Consider the following 16,473-nt stretch of genomic DNA (forward strand, 5'->3'; position numbering starts at 1 on the left):
TTGCCCTGAAGAAGCTATAAAAAAGGGATGCTATCGTCAGCATCCCTTCTCATTTTCACTGGGTTAGAACGGACCCCAGTTGATCGCCACACCAATCAGCAACGTCACCACGCAAATCGCAAACCAGATGGCAACGACCGGTGCCACGAATTTAAGCCAATTGCCAAACGAGATATTGGCCGTGGCCAGCGCGGCCATCAGCACACCCGAGGTCGGACTGATGGAGTTCACTATCCCTTCGCCCAGCAGCACGGTTTGCACCGTGACCTGACGTGTCAGACCCAGGTTATCGCCCAGCGGGGAGAAAATCGGGATCAACAACGCTGACTCGCCCGAACCGGATGAAATGCCGAAGTGCATCAGTGCGGCGCTGATAAACATGCCCACAGCGGCAATCGCAGGCGGAACCGGTGCCAGCAAGTCTGACAGGAAGCCAACAATCGGATCGAGGATATTGCCCTGCTGCAGCACCACCGAAATCGCACCTGCCATCCCGACAATAAAACCACCTTTGACCAGCTGAGAGCAGCCGGACAGGAAGGTGTTAGCAATAGCAGAACCGGAAAGGCCACCAATCAAACCGACCATGATCGACAGGATGATAAACATCGCCGACATCTCATTGGTGGCCCAATGCAGCTGCACCGTGCCGACCATAAACAGAATCAGCGTCACCGCGCAGGTCAGCAGAATCAGTTTATGACGGCCGGTAATCGCCAGCGGTTCAGCGCTTTCCACCGCAGTGTCCACGCGCACCTGACCATTTTTGCGCATGCGCTTCACGGTAATAATCAGGTAAATCGCCACCGTCAACACAAACAGCAGGTTGGTAATGCCGCGCAGTAACATGCCCGAGAACAGCGGCAACTGCGCCAGATGCTGTGTCAGACCGGTGGTGGCCGGGCCGAGAAACGCCACGTTGAAGCCTGCCGCGCAGGTCAGATAGATCAGCGCCATGCCGATCACCGGCGGCAAGCCTAACGAACGTGCCACCAGCAGACCAATCGGCACAAAGGCCACCACCGAGTTTTGCACCACGCCGGTACTGCCGAGGATGGCGAAGATCACCGCGAAAATCAGGATCAGACGGGTATCGCTGATTTTGGTGCTGCGTGACAGCGAATTCAGCGCCGTGGCAATCGCGCCGGTGGCTTCAATCACCGCCAGCAGCCCGCCGGTGAACAGAATCAGGAAAATGATCGGTGCCGCTTTGATCACCCCCTGTACGATGGCCATGAAAATCTCGCCGGGATAAACGCCCGTACGCGCCACTTCATGCAAACTGCCTTTAATGGCAAAGGTCACGCCATTGCGGGTTTCGTGATCAAACTTACCCGCCGGAATAATCCAGGTGGCGACCGCTGCCAGCACCAGGATGATAAACAGCAGCAGATAAGGGCTCTGCTCACTCTTTTTGCCTGCGGGCTGCATCGCACTATTTTTTTCAACATTAACCTGCGACATGGTTTTCCCCCAGCATTAGACCCGCTACCAGCGCGGTACGTGAGGCAATATCGGCAATGATGATGTGCTCATGACGCGCATGAATACCTGCGCCAGTTGCGCCCAATCCATCTAAGGTTGGGATACCCAACGCTGCAGTGAAGTTACCATCGCTGCCGCCGCCCACCGATTGACCTTCCACGCTGAAACCAATCTGTTGTGCCACGGCTTGCGCACGCTGCATGATCGCCAAAGACTCTGCGCTCTGGCGCATCGGTGGACGTGATTGTGCGCCGGTAATCTTCAGCTTAATGCCCGGTAAGTGCGGCTGAATCTGGGTGATTTCGGCGTGAATGCGCTGGGCTTCCTCTTCGCTGGTGACGCGCGTGTCGATGCCCAGTACCGCTTTATCCGCCACCACATTTATGCGATTACCGCCCTGCGCAATACCGACGTTGACGGTGGTGCCGCGATCTGGTGCATTCAATCCATGCAGGAACAGCACCTGATGCGCCATCTCCTGCACCGCGCTGATACCTTCTTCAGGGTTGTTACCTGCATGCGCGGCCTGGCCGGTGATCGCGATTTGATACTGACCCGTGCCTTTGCGCGCAACCTTCAGCGCACCGGTGCCAGCCACGGCGGGTTCCACCACCAGCACTTGCGATGATCCCAGCGCATGGCGTGAGAGCCACTCGCTGGAGCTTGGGCTGCCCACTTCCTCATCACTGCCACAGAGGAAAACAATGCGTTTCCCTGCCAGCAAGTCGTGTTCTTTTAACGCGCGCGCCGCCCAGATCGACTGCACCAGGCCCGCTTTCATATCCAGAATGCCAGGACCATAAAACTTGCCGTCTTCCTCGCCCATCGGCAATTCGCCTTCATCCCAGACGGTGTCAAAATGGCCGAGCACCACGGTTTGATCGTCGCCTGAGCCCAGCGTGAACTTGAGGTGGTTCCCGTAGTGTTCCTGTACATCGATTTCAGCATCAATACCCAGACGCTCGGCGAACAGGGCTTGCAGCACGTTGCCACAGCGATCCACCGCTGCCTTGTTCATGGAGGGTGACTCTGCTGCCACCAGGGTTTTGATATCTGAGAGAATGTCGTCTGAATGCTGTTGCAAATAACTTATTATATTTTTCATTACTTCTGTCCTCACCAAGTGAATCCCGAGTATGAGGATAAAATTGCGCTTAAAAAATGGGTATAAAACGTTATTATTGTTGACCTGAGAACAACAGATAATGAAAACCTATGGCAATGCTGCTCTATCCTGACAAGTCCATAAGATACTTATATGAAGTCGGTGTCCATGGCGGCATTCGTCGTGCGGCGGAAGCACTGGATGTGGATCCCGCGGCCATCAGTCGTCAGCTTTCGCAGCTGGCGCGTGATATGCAACTACCGCTGCTGGAGCGGCGCGGACGCAATGTGGTACTCACCGAAGCGGGGAAATTGCTGGCTGAGGATTATGCGCAAACGCATCAACGCAGAAGCCACCTGGAAAGACGTCTGCGTGATTTGCGCCATAAACGCGGCGGCTCGATCCGTATGCGTGTCGGCCAGGGGATGGTCGATGAGGTGGTGAAGTATGTCTTGCGGCCTTTTTCGCAAAGCTATCCTGAAGTGTTCATCGATATTTTATCGGGCGATATGCAAACCACGGTGAGCCTGATCACTCGTGGCGAAGTGGATATGGCGGTGGGTTTTGGCCCCCTTGGCCCGCCAGGCGTGAAGTGCCACAGTTACCTGCGCGGCCCCATCTGCGCCATTGTGCATCGTGATCACCCCATCGGATTGTATCAACAGGTGGATGTCAGCGATCTTGCCGAATATCCACTGATTGGCATGGACAAAGACTTTGGTATTCAAAGCTATATGAACGTCATGTTTAATCAGGAAGGATTGGTGTTCACGCCCGCCTACAGCTGCAACCTGTTTTCCAGTGCCATTGCGCTGAGCCAGGCGGGAATGGGCATTGCCTTTATGACCACTAAAGTGGTGGAAGACGCCCTGGCATCACGCAATCTGATCGCGGTGCCGATCAATCATCGCATCGCCCGCGAGAGCCAATGCCATCTGTTACGCAGCGCCGACCACCGCTTTACTCCAGCGGCACAGCACCTTTGGCAGCTGCTGTGCCAGTTTTTTGAGGGCAGTTCACATGAAACATCATGACAGATTTAACATGGAAAACGCCGCTCCAGGTTGCGTTGGCGACGAATAACGTAGCCAACGCACGAATAGGCGAACCTGATGTTGCGCGAACGATTAATGACCCGTGCGAGCGCCCGCTCTAAATCCGTGTTCACTTGCTTGCCAGGCGATAACGAATGCGACGATCAAGAGCACAAGCAAAACGGGTGGGAATGATTGCGCGCCCCAGTGATTCAACAAAATGCCGCCCGTGATGCCGCCCGCCGCAATCGCGCCGTTCCACGCCACCACGTTCATGGAAAGTGCGATATCTGCGCCCTCTCCGGCGGTATCCGCGAGTGCCGTTTGCAACAGGGTTGCTGCCCCGCCGAAGGTCAATCCCCACACGGCAACACCGAGATACAGCGCCGCTGGAATGTGCGAAAAGCCCATAAATCCCAATGAAACCAGGGCAAAAACCGCCAGACTCACCAGCACGCTGCTGCGTAAGTGGTGATCGATCAGCCGCCCGATCACAGCAATCGCCAGCAGCGCGGAAAGCCCGAACACCAGCAGCACAACATCCACTTGTGAACCCAATCCGGCCAACTGCAGAAACGGGGCGATATAGGTATAGAGAATGTTGTGAGCCAGCATCCAGGCGATCACCACACTGAGCACGGGTCTCACACCTGGCGTGGTGAGCACCTTTAACAGCGGCATGCGTTCATGGCGCGATTGCCCCGGATAATCAGGCACTTTGGTCAGCACCCATACCACCAGCACAAGGGTTAAGGCAGAGATAACCGCGAAGGCGCTGCGCCAACCCAGCAGGCCACCCAGCCAGGTGCCGAGCGGCAAGCCCAGTGACAAGGCGATAGGCGTGCCCACCATGGCTATGGCCATCGCTTTGCCCTGCTGGTGAATCGCCACCATCCTGCGGGCATAGCCCGCCAGCAGACTCCATGACAATCCCGCTGCTACGCCAGCCAAAAAACGTGCCGTTAGCGTGAGCCAGTAGTTTGCGGACAGCGCCGTAATAGAATTGAAAATCAGGAACCCGGCGATAGCCAGCAGCAATACATTTCTGCGCCGCCAACTCTGTGTCGCGATGGTCAATGGAATTGCGGCGATCAGCGAGCCCAGCGCATAAGCCGTGACCGTCTGCCCCGCCAGCGCGTTAGAGATGTTCAGTCCCGCCGCCATTTGCGGCAATAGCCCGGCGGGCAAGGTTTCGGTGATGATGCAAATAAAGCCCGTCATCGCCAGCGCCAGTAGAGCCGATATCGGCAGACGTTCTGTCGCAGTATCTTGCCCGTTGAGTGCCAGTTCTTTTTCCATAATTCCTTCTGAAATCATTTATGTATCGATTGGTATATATTTAGGCGTGCAATGTCGCCTTGTTAAGGTTAAAGAGAGCGGCCTGGATTAATGTAACGATCGATACACTAGTCAGACAGGTTCGCTTTGTCAACGAGTTATGTATCGTTTAGTATAGTAATCCACTGCACGCATTAAACAGGAGGACGCGATGGCGACGATGGGACGCCCAAGAACATTTGATCGAGACCAGGCGATCGAACAGGCGATGTATCTGTTCTGGCAGCAGGGTTACGAATCGACCTCACTTAATCAGCTCAAGGCCAGCATCAATAACGGCATTTCCGCGCCCAGTTTTTATGCCGCATTCGGTTCGAAAGAGGCGTTGTTCCGTGAGTGCGTGCATCGCTATCTCTCCACTTTTGGTCAGGTAACGGAATTCCTGTGGGATACCCGCCTGACGGGACGTGAAGCCGTGGAAACCTCGTTGCGACGCTCAGCGCAAATGCAGTGCGAGCCAGGCCATCCCACCGGATGTATGGTTGGGCTTGGTGCCATGAGCGCCACCTCTGCCGAACATGCCGCCGTGACCGAACCGCTGACACGCTCGCGCAATCGTACCCGAGCCGGAATCGCCGCCGCGATCGCGCGTGCCGTTGCCGCGGGCGAGTTGCGGCCGAACGTTGATGTCAGCGCGCTGGCGGCATCTTTCAGCACTTTTATGTTTGGTTTATCGATTCAGGCACGCGACGGCGCCAGCATTGAGGAACTTAACCAGGCGATTAAGCAGATGATGTGGATGTGGGATGCGAATAGATAAGGTGAGATCAGAGTGTTCTGCTTAAACAAACGGATTCGGTGCGACCAACATACGGGCTGTAGTTTTCAATCTGCTTAAAGCCGTGTTTAAGATAAAAATTCACGGCGCGAGTGTTGATGGCGCGTGTTGAAAGCTGAATTTTTTCGAAGCCTACACTCACGGCCCACCGCTGCAAATGTTCTAACAGCGCCGCCCCCACGCCGTATACGCTGCGATCCGAATACATGCGTTTTAGTTCTGCGATGTCATGCGATAGCGGCCGCAGTGAAGCACATCCTACCGCTCTCCCTTGCTGATCTTTTGCTAACACCCAGATGGAGCGTCTTTCATTCAAGGCTTCAGCATTAAAGTGGCTCTTTCCGTTGTTCCCGGTGATGGCCGCCAACTCTGTAGAGAGTTTTTCAATCAGACGTTGGGATTCAGGGGCGAGGGGGTCAGCGGACTCGATAGTGATCATAATGGGGGATCTATTCCTGATGTGCGGCGATGATGCTCATCGCCTCCGGATTAATCTGCAGTCAGCACGTTAAACCGGAAGCGCTTATCTGCCAATTACTTTTGTTGCTGCTGTTTGGCCTCAGCTTCCTTTTGCTTCTTACTCGCCATGTGATGACCCACGACACAGCCCCCTACCGCGCCCATCACGGCATGGTGCGCAACATGCCCCGCTGCGGCACCAATCATCGCGCCTTTCAGGCATCCTTGCGCTTCCGCCTGAGCGCTAACAGCTAAAAACAGGCCTAAAGTGATAACCAGCTTTGACAGATTTTTCATACAACTGTGGTTCCGAAAAGGGATGAAGCTGAGTACGTTACCGAAAATTTTGTTTGAATTCGTGCACTATTCGCTGAGGCGCACCACTGATTGAGGGCTGTTGATGAATGGTTGTTGATTGGGTGCTGCAATGGGGTTTCGTCAATCACCCATTCATCAATCACACACGGCACATCGACATGCTGTTCGATGCCTGGAAGGGCTCTGATTAAGACTGTGAGTGATGCTACAGCAGATGATAGCGCCGCGCGAAGTCAATGAGTTCCACTGCGGAGGTGATGTTCAACTTTAATTTGAGGCGATGTTTATAGGTGCTGACGGTTTTTTCACTGAGCGACAGTTGCGCACCAATCTGTTTATTGCCCATGCCTTTTGCCAGCAAAATCAACACCGTCATTTCGCGCGCGGAGAGCATGCGTAAGCGTTGCTCATCACTGGCGCCATAGCGACGATGGGCTGCCGTCGGAAAATCCTGCGCTGGGGCGAAACTGTAGCCGCGCATTACCATGCGCACCGCCTCTTTGAATTCGCTGAGTTGATCCGAGGCGATGACATAGCCATCGGCGCCCGCGTCCAGACAACGCTGCGCGAAGTGCCCACTGTGCGGTGTCGCTATCACCAAAATTTTCATGGCACCACTGAGTGCGCGAAATGCGGACAGCAGCGTTAACCCTTCGATGTTGTTGATGAGATTGACCACCAGCAAGTCCGGACACCGTCGTTGAACCTGATCCAGCGCTTCAACCTCAGGCAAGCAGTCAGCCAAGACGGCGATGCCGCTGTTTTTAAGCGCCATCACGCGTTCGCGGCAATGGTCTGGGTGGTCATTGATAATAATGGCGGTTTCCATGGCGTTCTGATGTTCCTTTCAGAGGATGAATAAACGTCCTTGCATGCTTATCACCTTAGCCCGCGAACGCTGTATCGGCTGTAGGAGAGTACTTATCTGTTGAGTAAAATTCCGGCGACAAGATGCCGCCGGATATCGGTGATTACCAGCTCCAGCGCACACCGAAAGCCGCATTCTAAGGGCTGTTCATATGCCGTGCTTTGCTGGTAGCTGCTTCGGTATAAAGCTGTAGATCAGGTTGAAGCTGAGCAGGCATCCGCCATGTCATCTCTGCGCGCGTACCGGCCAGATCATTGCTGAAACGCTGATCGTTAAGGGTCATGCGATTGTTGTTTTCCAGCTTCTGAATCGCTGATAACCGTACCCACGGCGTTGACTGCGCCCCCTGGGATAAGGTCAGTGACTTGCCCACGACGCCGTGCAGCGCAACTTGTTGCGAGCGAGCCGAACCGCTACGGGCAGCCAAACTATCACTCTTCGTCCACAGCGTGCTCAACTGTGCCGACGCCTCAACTAACCCGCCACCGCTGCCATCAATACTGAAGCTGTCTAAACCGGTCATCGTACCTGCAAGCGAGGAACCACTGTTCAATGCCAGTGCGATGCGGCTGGTGGTGTCAGTGCGGTGGTTACCGGTGAGTACCGAGTCATGGCTGGCGGTGACTGCGGCTAAGTCATTGCTGTTGCCCTGTAACACATTGCCACTGCTTTGACATACGCACTTGATTCTCACCTTTGTTTTGCGGCGGTACACCTTTAAAGGTGACGCGCCCAAGGTGTTCATAAGGTGTATACTTCCTGATTGACGTAAAACCATCCAGTCTCTGCTGAATTGGAATAAAAAATTGAATGTTAGAAAAGATGGTCGCGGTATTTAAACAATTCTAAATCGGTGGTCAGCCCCAGTTTTTTCATCCCCGATTGCTTGTGCCCGCTGATGGTTTTACGGCTGCGTTTTAATTTTTCTGCGATCTCAATTACCTGCATGCCATCAAGGAAACAACGGATCACTTCCACTTCACGCGGCGATAACAGCGTATCCAGTCGCGAAAGCTTCTCGCCGTTGGCGTGATACAGCGGCCCATCTAATACCGCGCCATCGCGCTTTCGCACCGGTATTTTGCTTAATTCACTTTCAATGTTATCTGGAATAAAGCGCAGCCCTCTGTCAATCACACGGATGGCTTCAAAATACGTCTGCGCCTCTTCACGTTTAGAAATATAGCCTTTGATTCCACTCATAAAGGCGGCACGTATTACCGCCAGGCTTTCCATGGAGGACGAGAGTAAAATCTTTAATGTTGGATGGCGTGATAAGATCTGTTTTATTAACGACAAACCATCAAGCTCATCGCCACCCAAAATATAATCCAGCACCAGCACATCAGCAGCGTTCTTTTGCAACCATGATAAGAGTTCGTGGCTATGGGAAAAGCTGCCGGTGATCTGCATATCGGGATAGTGGCTGGCTGCCATTTCCAGTGATAATCGAATCATCGGGTGGTCATCCAGTAATACTACCGTTATTTTTTCACCCGCGTAACGAATCATCAATGTCAACCTCATCAGTCAGCCAGAATAAACAACAAAATACGTTTTATTGCGTGCTGATCGAAACGCAAGGTGAGACCATTCTGAGTCAACAGTTACTGATTAAACGGTAGGGATTTACTTACACAGCCATGGCAAATAGTAGTGCCATCAAACTTCTCTGACAGGCGTTACATCAGGGTGACATCGACATGCTGGCCATCTGGCGTCCCGCTCTGGAGAATAACCGTACCGTTGCCGCCTCCTTGCCCTAGCTGCGCGGTCAGGCCGTGGTGTTACATTCCGATCAGCCTCTACTTCAGCAAACGGAAATTGAGAACGGGTTATTGGCGTTAATGCAGGACAAACAGCATCAATGGGACCCCTATGGTGCCTCACCAAATAGTTTTTTGGATTGTTACCATGCAGTACAGCGACTGGCTACCGCTAAACGTCAAACGGCACCCGCTTATTTGAAACAGCTTGTGGGAATCAGCGTATTAGAAGAGAAAAGTTATGGGCGCGAGAAGCTGTACATGAATACACGCCTGTTGCAGGAACTGAATCAATAAATGAAAAGGGATTGAGTGCTTCATTATGCCGCCCTCAATCCCCGAACCGCTATTTATCAACTGCGAGAGTTAACTTTACTCTGTCTGGGGCGCTCCATGCACACCAATCACAACCTCAGCTGCCCTCCCAAAATGGCATCCGCTTCCTGAAGTGACACATCCAGTCCCGCTGAAGGTGTAAATGTCAGTTCGCCAAAAATGACCTCACCATTGAGAAGATAGAAATCAGCGCGCACAAATTTAAAATCCGTCGCCAGTTTCATTGCATACTGCTTCATTTTCACAAAGCCATCGGGCATCTCTGGCAGGTCATACTTATTAATCAACTTCACCGTGTCCTCAAAGGGAAGCGGATTCCAGTTCATGTCAAAGTAATAGAATTTCGGCGTGCCTTTTTCTCGGCCGACACAAACCATGACCGCGTAAGGTTTGCCGTTAAAGCAGTAAAACTTATAGTCGTCTGGAAAACCACCACGTTCATTCTCGATGAATTTTTCACAGAGAATCTTTCTCTCGATCTTGCGGTATTGAGGCTCAATAAAATGTGATGAGAAATCCTCACTTAACCACTTACCCAGCTGCTTGTTGGTTTTTTCAACATCTAACGCGGATTTATCACTACAAATGATGTTGTAGCCTGCGCCGTGATTGCACTTCAGGGCAAATCTTTCCGGTAGTGCAGCATAGTCAATGTCCTGCGGATTATCATAGACGCCATAAAGTTCATTGAGAATTTCACCGCAGCCTTTGGATATAATATATTCTCTGACCTTGAATTTATCTGCACACTGCGTGTAAATCTCATTATTGAACTCATTAAACTTAAGCCACTGAATTTTTTCATTGAAATTCGTGGGGTTTGATAAGTTAAGTTTTTTCTTGAATTTTATATAGTAGTGAGCTTTAGCACAGAACTCTGGTGAAATATTAGCGCTAATTTTTAGAGCTGACTTAACTGTGTGTTTTATCATTCTCATTGAAATTATCTCATTTTAAAAATGTTGAGGTGCATTTTGATGATTGTTCTATTCTTGAAAAAATAATTCAGAAGAGTGCAAGACAAAATTTCGACAATCAAAAAACAGTATGCAGCGCCATTAATCCCAAAGGTGCGAATCATGAGCCAGGAAAATGGCACGGTTAATACACAACATAAAAACATTTTCTTAGCCAGGTAGTTGTATCCTGACTCTTTGATCATATACCGGTAACAGATCGTTCCCAGTGACGAGAACATCGTGCCAATAATGATGATAGGTATGATTTCCACTGAACCCATGTACTTATTGCCATAAAGCAGATGGATAAAGTCATCACCAAACAGATAGAACCCACCTAGCACAACAAGAGACAGCAGTATAACAATCCTGTTGATTTTACTTAGTAATTCATCAACAGCAGGTTGATTCTTTTCATTGTAAATCTTTGAGAAGAAACTCGTTATTAATGCCAATACGATAAATGACCAGGCGCCTCCTATGGTTAATGCAACGCTATAGATTCCCAGATTTGAGTAAGAGATCATTTTAGCCAGGAAAATACTCGAAATCTGCGTGTAGATATCCGCTGATATACTCGACAGGATTAAGGCCCCGCCGGTATACAACATATGGCGGTTATACATCATAACACCTTTACTACTTTCATTGACTACTGTGGTCTGCCTAAAGTACACAAGGCGCATGACATAAGGGATCAGAGGGATAATGATGATAGGTATCGTGAAATAGTAAATCGGCAGTTCAAAGTGTGATATGTAGAATCTAGCCATCAGTGCCAAAGACAATCCGATGACATTGGTAATCGTATTGATCTTTGATTTTAATTGAGTGTTGTTATAGATCGAAAAGAAGTCCATCACGATGTAATACGTCGCGATGCAGTTGGCAACGCCAAAGATAAAGACCGTGAGATCCGTAAAGAAGTAGAGATACGTGAGTACTGCACTTGAGGAGATGAGAAAGAAAAAACGCCTCTGATTCTGCGTGTGCATCGCCAAAGAGATACCTGAACGGGCTCTCTCACTCATGCGTTTAAAAATAATATTCTGGCCACCAAACCATGACAACGTCTGTACAAAGATAAACAGAGAGGTGGCGATGTTTATCTTGCCAAAATTATCCGGGCCAATGTATTTAGCCATTAACGAATTGATATATATCAGCCCGATGATATTGACTGACTTCTCCAGCATGATCCATATCGCGTTAGAATACATGTCACGTCTCACATACACTTATGTTGAGTTGCAGTTGTTTATGCTTGAATGATGTTCTACGCTCAAAAGCAACGGGGTTTATATGCATTACTGGTATATTTATTTTTCCAAAGGTTATATAGTCAAATAACCTTCATATTCTCTCTTTACTTTACGCTTTCATTTTAATTGGTCGATACTGTGACTGTTTACACAAAAATAGTGAAGGGTTTTCTGTTCGAATCAGATTAATAGCAGTCATTTATAAATATTAGTGCCAGACTTAATAAAGCGTTGTATTGAGGGAGTTAATTAAATAGGAGAGTAATAATCAGGAAGATAGGGGAATTAACTCGCGGTTTTGAGCCGACGTGCGCGCCTTACATGCCGCATAGCAGGTTTGAGTGATATGCCGATATAACCCTCTTACATAAAGAGTTCTCAGCATTCCGGCTGAAAAATCCCAATTACACGACCACCCTCTTCTTCATGACTGTGCCTCGTACCACTGCCAGCAATATCCCTCCTACAATCAGCAGCGTGCCGATCACTTTGCTGTGATCCAGCGATTCATGCAGAATTGCCACGCCCATCAGTAATGCCAGCGCCGGGCTGAGCAGTGACCAGGGCAGAATCTGGCTGGCGGGATAGCGTTTCAGCAGGCCGTACCACAATGAATAAGCGAGGATGGACGAACCCAGCGCGCTGTAGATGACCCCGAGCCAACCGCGCCAACCCGCTGCGAGTAGCAAAGTGAACTGGTGCTGCTCGGTGAGTAGCGAACTCACCCCCACCAGTGGAATGGCAAACAGTGACAGCCAGCCCGTCATCGCCAGCGGTGCAATCGGCGGCAAACGCTTGATCAGCACCGTGCTGCATGCCCAACCACAGGCGCTCATCAATAACCACATAATGCTTTGCCAGTGCGACAGCGCCGGACTGCCCGCAAGAATCATCACGCCCAAAAACGCCACCACTACGCCGCCGATTTGCTGATAGCGCAGCCGCTCTTTGAGCCAGAATGCTGCCAGCAGCATGGCGATCGGCGTGCCCATCTGGATAAACACGGCGGTGGTGCCCGCATCGGTGGTTTGCATGCCAATCACCATTAACCCGAAATGCACAAAGCCAAAGGTGAATCCCAGCAGCATCATGCCAGGTAGCTGACGCCACGTCAGGCGATGAAACGGCAGCAGCAGGGCCGCCACCAGCACAAAACGCAGCGTCAGCATGAACAGCGGCGGCAGTTCCATCAGGCCAAACTTCATGGCGATAACGTTAAAAGCCCAGCCGTTGACCGCCAGCAGCAGGATTAACAGGTCGCGCAGCGGAATGGGTTTCACGCACGTAGCCGGGTTGGCGTTTGCAGATGATAATCGTGCTCCTGCTGGAATCGACGCGCGAAAGCGAGCAGTTTGCGCTCAGCGCCATCACGTCCGATGAGCTGCATGCCAATGGGCATCCCTGCATGATCAAACCCGGCCGGCAGACTGATAGCGGGCAGTGCTGACAGACTTGCCAGCGCGTTGTAACGCATGTTGCCGGTCAACACGCTCTCTTCGCGGTCTCCCATTTGAATCGCTTCCAGTCCTTTATGCGGTGCGGTAAATGGCAGCGTCGGCACCAGAATCACATCCACCTGATTCAAATGCTGCAACAACTGCTGGCGTAAACCGGTGCGGAAACGTTGTGCCTGCAGATACTCCACTGCGGTAATGGCGAGTCCCGCTTGCAGCAGCTTACGCACATCCGCACCGTATTCTTGCGGACGGTCAGCAAGCCAGGCGGCGTGCAATGAAGCCGGTTCCGCAAGGTTGATTAGCACCAGCGCGTTCACCGCCTGCTCAAGCCCGGTCAAACTCAGCGTCTGGCAACGCGCGCCCGCCGCACTCAACCACTGCACCATTTGATCATAGGCAGTCGCGACATCAGGCTGCACCTGCTGATGCACATCCGGCAGCAAGCCAATACGCAATCCGGCCAGTTCCGGTAATGCTGTCAGCGGCTGTGTTTTGCCGTCGAGCACGTTAAACAGCACCTCACACTCTTCGGCATAACGTGCCAGTGGCCCAACGGTATCGAGGCTGGTGGCGAGAGGAAAAATGCCTTCAGTGGAGAGTCGCCCCACGCCCGGACGTAACCCCGTGATCCCGTTCATCGACGCCGGTAAACGGATCGATCCACCGGTATCGGTTCCGAGCGTTGCCAGCGCACTGCGCACCGAGGCGGCGACACCCGAACCGCCGCTGGAACCGGCAGGAATGCGGGCATCATCCCAGGGATTGCTGCTGGCACCGTAGTGCGGATTGTTGGTGGTGCCGCCCCAGGCGAACTCATGCATATTGGTGCTGCCGATGATTAACGCACCCGCCTGCTTCAGACGCTGCACGACCACCGCATCACGCTGGGCGATATTGCCGCTGAGTATCTGACTGCCCGCGTGCATCTCCTCACCGGCCAAATCGATATTGGCTTTAATGGCAATCGGCATGCCATGCAACGGGCCCAGATCGTAACCCTGTTCCAGTAAACGTTGGCTGGCTTTGGCCGTCTGACGGACCTGAGACACATAGACCTCATTGAAAGCATTGAGATCGCGTGTGATTTCCTCACGCGCCAGACAGGCTTCGACCAGCTCTGGCACGCTGGTCTGCCGCATGCGCAACTGCTGTGCCAGCGTCAGCATTGAGGCATCGATTAACTCACTCATGAGGCAACTCCAGCGGCGGCTGCAAAGCGGAAACCCAGGCGTTTGCCGGCAGCAGCGTTGGCGCAAAATGTTGTGCAGCAAAGGCACTCACGCCCGCCGCACGCGCTTCACAATCGGTAAGCAGGTGTTCCAGCTCAACCGCATCAGCCGCGCAATGGCGCTGTATCAATGCCAGTCGAAGTGTCAGTGCATCCATAATCATTCCTCTTTTAATGCGGGCGCACAGTGGTACGCCCGTAATCTGGCGACAGTCGGTGATGGCTTATTTATCACCCATCGCATCGACCGCTTCTTTGGCCTTAGTCGCCAGCGTCGTGTTCACGTTGTTCTGATATGACGTGGCTTCAGAGGGATAGGCTTTGATGTTTTTGGCATACAGCGCGATGTTCATGTTGTTATCCCAGGCCTTCTGCGACACCAGCACGTTCTCCGGATAACCTTTGGCATCGATTTCACGCTGCACTGCGGTTTTCACCACCTCCTCGGGCAACGCCGGGAAGTATTTACGTGCAATGGTCACCGACTCAGCCGGATGCTTGTAGATAAAGCGTGAGGCCTGTTCAAAGGCGGTCACGACGGCCTGCGCGGCCTGTGGATTCTTATCAATATATTGTTGTGTGGTCGTCAGGCTAGAGAAGGCAAACGGATACCAGGATTGCGCGGCTGAGAACGAATAAGCCACATGCAAGCCGTTTTGCTTTTCGGCCATGGTGACCTGTGGCTCCGCCGCTAACGCGTAATCTGCGCGACCTGCCGCCACCGCCGGGATCTCATTGCCAATCGCCACATGCACCAGCTTCACGTCTTTAAGGTTGTTCTGTTTGATCAGATAACTCATAAACGCCCAGGTGGTATCCGGTTGCGGGCTGGTCACCACACGTTTGCCCGCGAGCAGTGACAAATTGTCCTGCAAAGAAGCCGCTTCTTTGCCGAAGATGAAGATGGTTGGCGCGTTCTGTACCCCGGCCACCACCACCCCTTTGCCGCCGTTTTCACGGGTTTTCGGCACAAACACCGGATCCTGAATCGAGAAATCTGCCGAGCCGCCAATCACCGCCGCCCAGGATTGCGCCCCGCCGCCACCGGTGCTGATTTTCACATCAACGCCCTGCTGTTTAAAAAAGCCCTGCTCTTGTGCCACATACAACGGCAGATAGAGCAGCGATTGAAACGCCTGGTTGATGCGCACTGGCGTGTCAGCCGCGTGCGCACTCACCAGAGAAGCCAGACAAACTGCGGCAGAGATCGTAGCTAAACGGAATTTTTTCATGATTATTTCCTGTCCCAGGAGAGAATGAGGCGTTCAATAAATGCCACCAGCGCGTTGAAACACAGCATCATCAGCATGACCAGCACGATGCCAGCCAGCACAATGTTCATACCGAAATTGGAACTCCCCAGCAGGATCATGTGACCCACGCCGCTATCTGAAGAGATGTATTCACCGACGATGGCACCGACCAGTGCGAAGCCAACGTTAAGCCGTAAGCCCGACAGCACCCACAACATCGCGGATGGCACCACCAGCTTGAAGAAAATGGTGCCGCGTCCGGCGTTGAAGGATCGCAGGAGGTTGATGAGATCGGGATCGGTGCGCATCGCGCCTTTATAAGAGGTGGTCAGGGACACCACCACGCAGGAAAACGCCACAATCACCACTTTGGAAAGCATCTCCGTGCCGAACCAGATGATGGTCATCGGCGCAATCGCCAGCACCGGAATTGAGCCAATCGCGGCGATAAACGGCGCGGCAAGGTCAGAGATAAAGCGCGAGTACCACAGCAGCAACCCCAGGATAGAGCCGCCAATCGCGCCCACGGCAAACCCCACCAGGGTTTCAACGGCGGTGACGCGCACATCAGTCACCATTTCACCGGACTGAAAGCGCTGGACCAGCACCTCCCATACCTGCGAGGGGCTGGAGAACAGGAAGGCGTTGATGTTGCCACTGCGCACACCGAGCTCCCACCCTCCCAACAGCAGCACCACAATCGCCACCTGTAAGAACAGCAGCGTGTAGCGACGTGCGTTAGCTGAGCGGAAAAAGGTTTCTCGCGAACTGCGATTTGCCGTCGCCGCAACCGTAGGGCGTGTAGACACTGAGTTCATTGTCATGTC

General features: G+C 52.4%; 17 protein-coding genes and 1 pseudogene. 3 read left to right on the forward strand and 15 right to left on the reverse strand.

Translation table 11 applies throughout. The annotated features are described in order from the left end of the window. Positions 1-63 precede the first annotated feature (63 nt). Positions 64-1,464, reverse strand: a complete 1,401-nt coding sequence (locus H7A81_RS06910) for a YfcC family protein (RefSeq protein ID WP_182057074.1) — start codon at positions 1,462-1,464, stop codon at positions 64-66. Continuing rightward, on the reverse strand, positions 1,451-2,590 hold the full coding sequence (locus tag H7A81_RS06915; protein WP_182057075.1) for a M20 family metallopeptidase: 1,140 nt from the start codon (positions 2,588-2,590) through the stop codon (positions 1,451-1,453). The genes H7A81_RS06910 and H7A81_RS06915 overlap by 14 nt, the downstream gene beginning before the upstream one ends. 110 nt (positions 2,591-2,700) lie before the next feature. On the opposite strand from H7A81_RS06915, the gene H7A81_RS06920 reads away from it, so the two are divergent. Beyond that, a complete protein-coding gene (locus H7A81_RS06920) occupies positions 2,701-3,624 on the forward strand; it encodes a LysR family transcriptional regulator (protein ID WP_182057076.1) in 924 nt (307 codons plus the stop codon). A 93-nt stretch (positions 3,625-3,717) separates the two neighbouring features. On the opposite strand, the gene H7A81_RS06925 is transcribed toward H7A81_RS06920, so the two are convergent. Further along, positions 3,718-4,923, reverse strand: coding sequence for an MFS transporter (locus H7A81_RS06925; RefSeq protein WP_182057077.1), 1,206 nt, complete (start codon positions 4,921-4,923; stop codon positions 3,718-3,720). Positions 4,924-5,113: 190 nt separating this feature from the next. On the opposite strand from H7A81_RS06925, the gene H7A81_RS06930 reads away from it, so the two are divergent. Further along, positions 5,114-5,722, forward strand: coding sequence for a TetR/AcrR family transcriptional regulator (locus H7A81_RS06930; protein ID WP_182057078.1), 609 nt, complete (start codon positions 5,114-5,116; stop codon positions 5,720-5,722). 7 nt (positions 5,723-5,729) lie between these two features. On the opposite strand, the gene H7A81_RS06935 is transcribed toward H7A81_RS06930, so the two are convergent. The 5 genes from H7A81_RS06935 to H7A81_RS06955 all read right to left on the reverse strand — a co-directional run bounded on the left by H7A81_RS06935 (position 5,730) and on the right by H7A81_RS06955 (position 8,912). Further along, positions 5,730-6,179 (reverse strand): GNAT family N-acetyltransferase, encoded by a 450-nt coding sequence (locus H7A81_RS06935; RefSeq protein WP_182057079.1) that lies wholly within the window; start codon positions 6,177-6,179, stop codon positions 5,730-5,732. Positions 6,180-6,274: 95 nt separating this feature from the next. Continuing rightward, positions 6,275-6,496: a hypothetical protein gene (locus H7A81_RS06940; RefSeq protein WP_058960781.1), complete on the reverse strand. Its 222-nt coding sequence runs from the start codon at positions 6,494-6,496 to the stop codon at positions 6,275-6,277. A gap of 226 nt (positions 6,497-6,722) precedes the next feature. After that, the gene (locus tag H7A81_RS06945) at positions 6,723-7,346 is read right to left on the reverse strand and encodes a response regulator transcription factor (RefSeq protein ID WP_182057080.1); all 624 of its coding nucleotides are present in this window, start codon (positions 7,344-7,346) and stop codon (positions 6,723-6,725) included. A 175-nt stretch (positions 7,347-7,521) separates the two neighbouring features. Next, positions 7,522-8,043 carry an autotransporter outer membrane beta-barrel domain-containing protein gene (locus H7A81_RS06950; RefSeq protein WP_182057081.1) on the reverse strand — a complete coding sequence of 174 codons (522 nt, stop codon included), beginning with the start codon at positions 8,041-8,043 and terminating at the stop codon, positions 7,522-7,524. Positions 8,044-8,198: 155 nt separating this feature from the next. Continuing rightward, the gene (locus H7A81_RS06955; RefSeq protein ID WP_370529941.1) at positions 8,199-8,912 is read right to left on the reverse strand and encodes a response regulator; all 714 of its coding nucleotides are present in this window, start codon (positions 8,910-8,912) and stop codon (positions 8,199-8,201) included. Positions 8,913-9,322: 410 nt separating this feature from the next. Here H7A81_RS06955 and H7A81_RS06960 point away from each other — a divergent pair. Next, a pseudogene (locus H7A81_RS06960) lies at positions 9,323-9,448 on the forward strand (Fic family protein); the annotation flags it as partial. A 107-nt stretch (positions 9,449-9,555) separates the two neighbouring features. Here H7A81_RS06960 and H7A81_RS06965 read toward each other — a convergent pair. The 7 genes from H7A81_RS06965 to H7A81_RS06995 all read right to left on the reverse strand — a co-directional run bounded on the left by H7A81_RS06965 (position 9,556) and on the right by H7A81_RS06995 (position 16,470). Continuing rightward, positions 9,556-10,425, reverse strand: coding sequence for an ATP-grasp fold amidoligase family protein (locus H7A81_RS06965; protein WP_182057083.1), 870 nt, complete (start codon positions 10,423-10,425; stop codon positions 9,556-9,558). Positions 10,426-10,430: 5 nt separating this feature from the next. Continuing rightward, positions 10,431-11,666, reverse strand: coding sequence for a polysaccharide biosynthesis C-terminal domain-containing protein (locus tag H7A81_RS06970; protein WP_182057084.1), 1,236 nt, complete (start codon positions 11,664-11,666; stop codon positions 10,431-10,433). Between the two features lie 446 nt (positions 11,667-12,112). After that, positions 12,113-12,979, reverse strand: coding sequence for a DMT family transporter (locus H7A81_RS06975; RefSeq protein WP_182057094.1), 867 nt, complete (start codon positions 12,977-12,979; stop codon positions 12,113-12,115). A 5-nt stretch (positions 12,980-12,984) separates the two neighbouring features. After that, on the reverse strand, positions 12,985-14,355 hold the full coding sequence (locus H7A81_RS06980; protein WP_182057085.1) for an amidase: 1,371 nt from the start codon (positions 14,353-14,355) through the stop codon (positions 12,985-12,987). Next, a complete protein-coding gene (locus tag H7A81_RS06985; RefSeq protein WP_034822440.1) occupies positions 14,348-14,551 on the reverse strand; it encodes a hypothetical protein in 204 nt (67 codons plus the stop codon). The genes H7A81_RS06980 and H7A81_RS06985 overlap by 8 nt, the downstream gene beginning before the upstream one ends. A 66-nt stretch (positions 14,552-14,617) precedes the next feature. Continuing rightward, a complete protein-coding gene (locus H7A81_RS06990; protein ID WP_034822438.1) occupies positions 14,618-15,625 on the reverse strand; it encodes an ABC transporter substrate-binding protein in 1,008 nt (335 codons plus the stop codon). Positions 15,626-15,627: 2 nt separating this feature from the next. Then, positions 15,628-16,470, reverse strand: coding sequence for an ABC transporter permease (locus H7A81_RS06995; protein WP_034822437.1), 843 nt, complete (start codon positions 16,468-16,470; stop codon positions 15,628-15,630). Positions 16,471-16,473: the final 3 nt, after the last annotated feature.

It is taken from the genome of Pantoea sp. ME81, assembly GCF_903970985.1.
GTDB lineage: Bacteria > Pseudomonadota > Gammaproteobacteria > Enterobacterales > Enterobacteriaceae > Pantoea > Pantoea communis.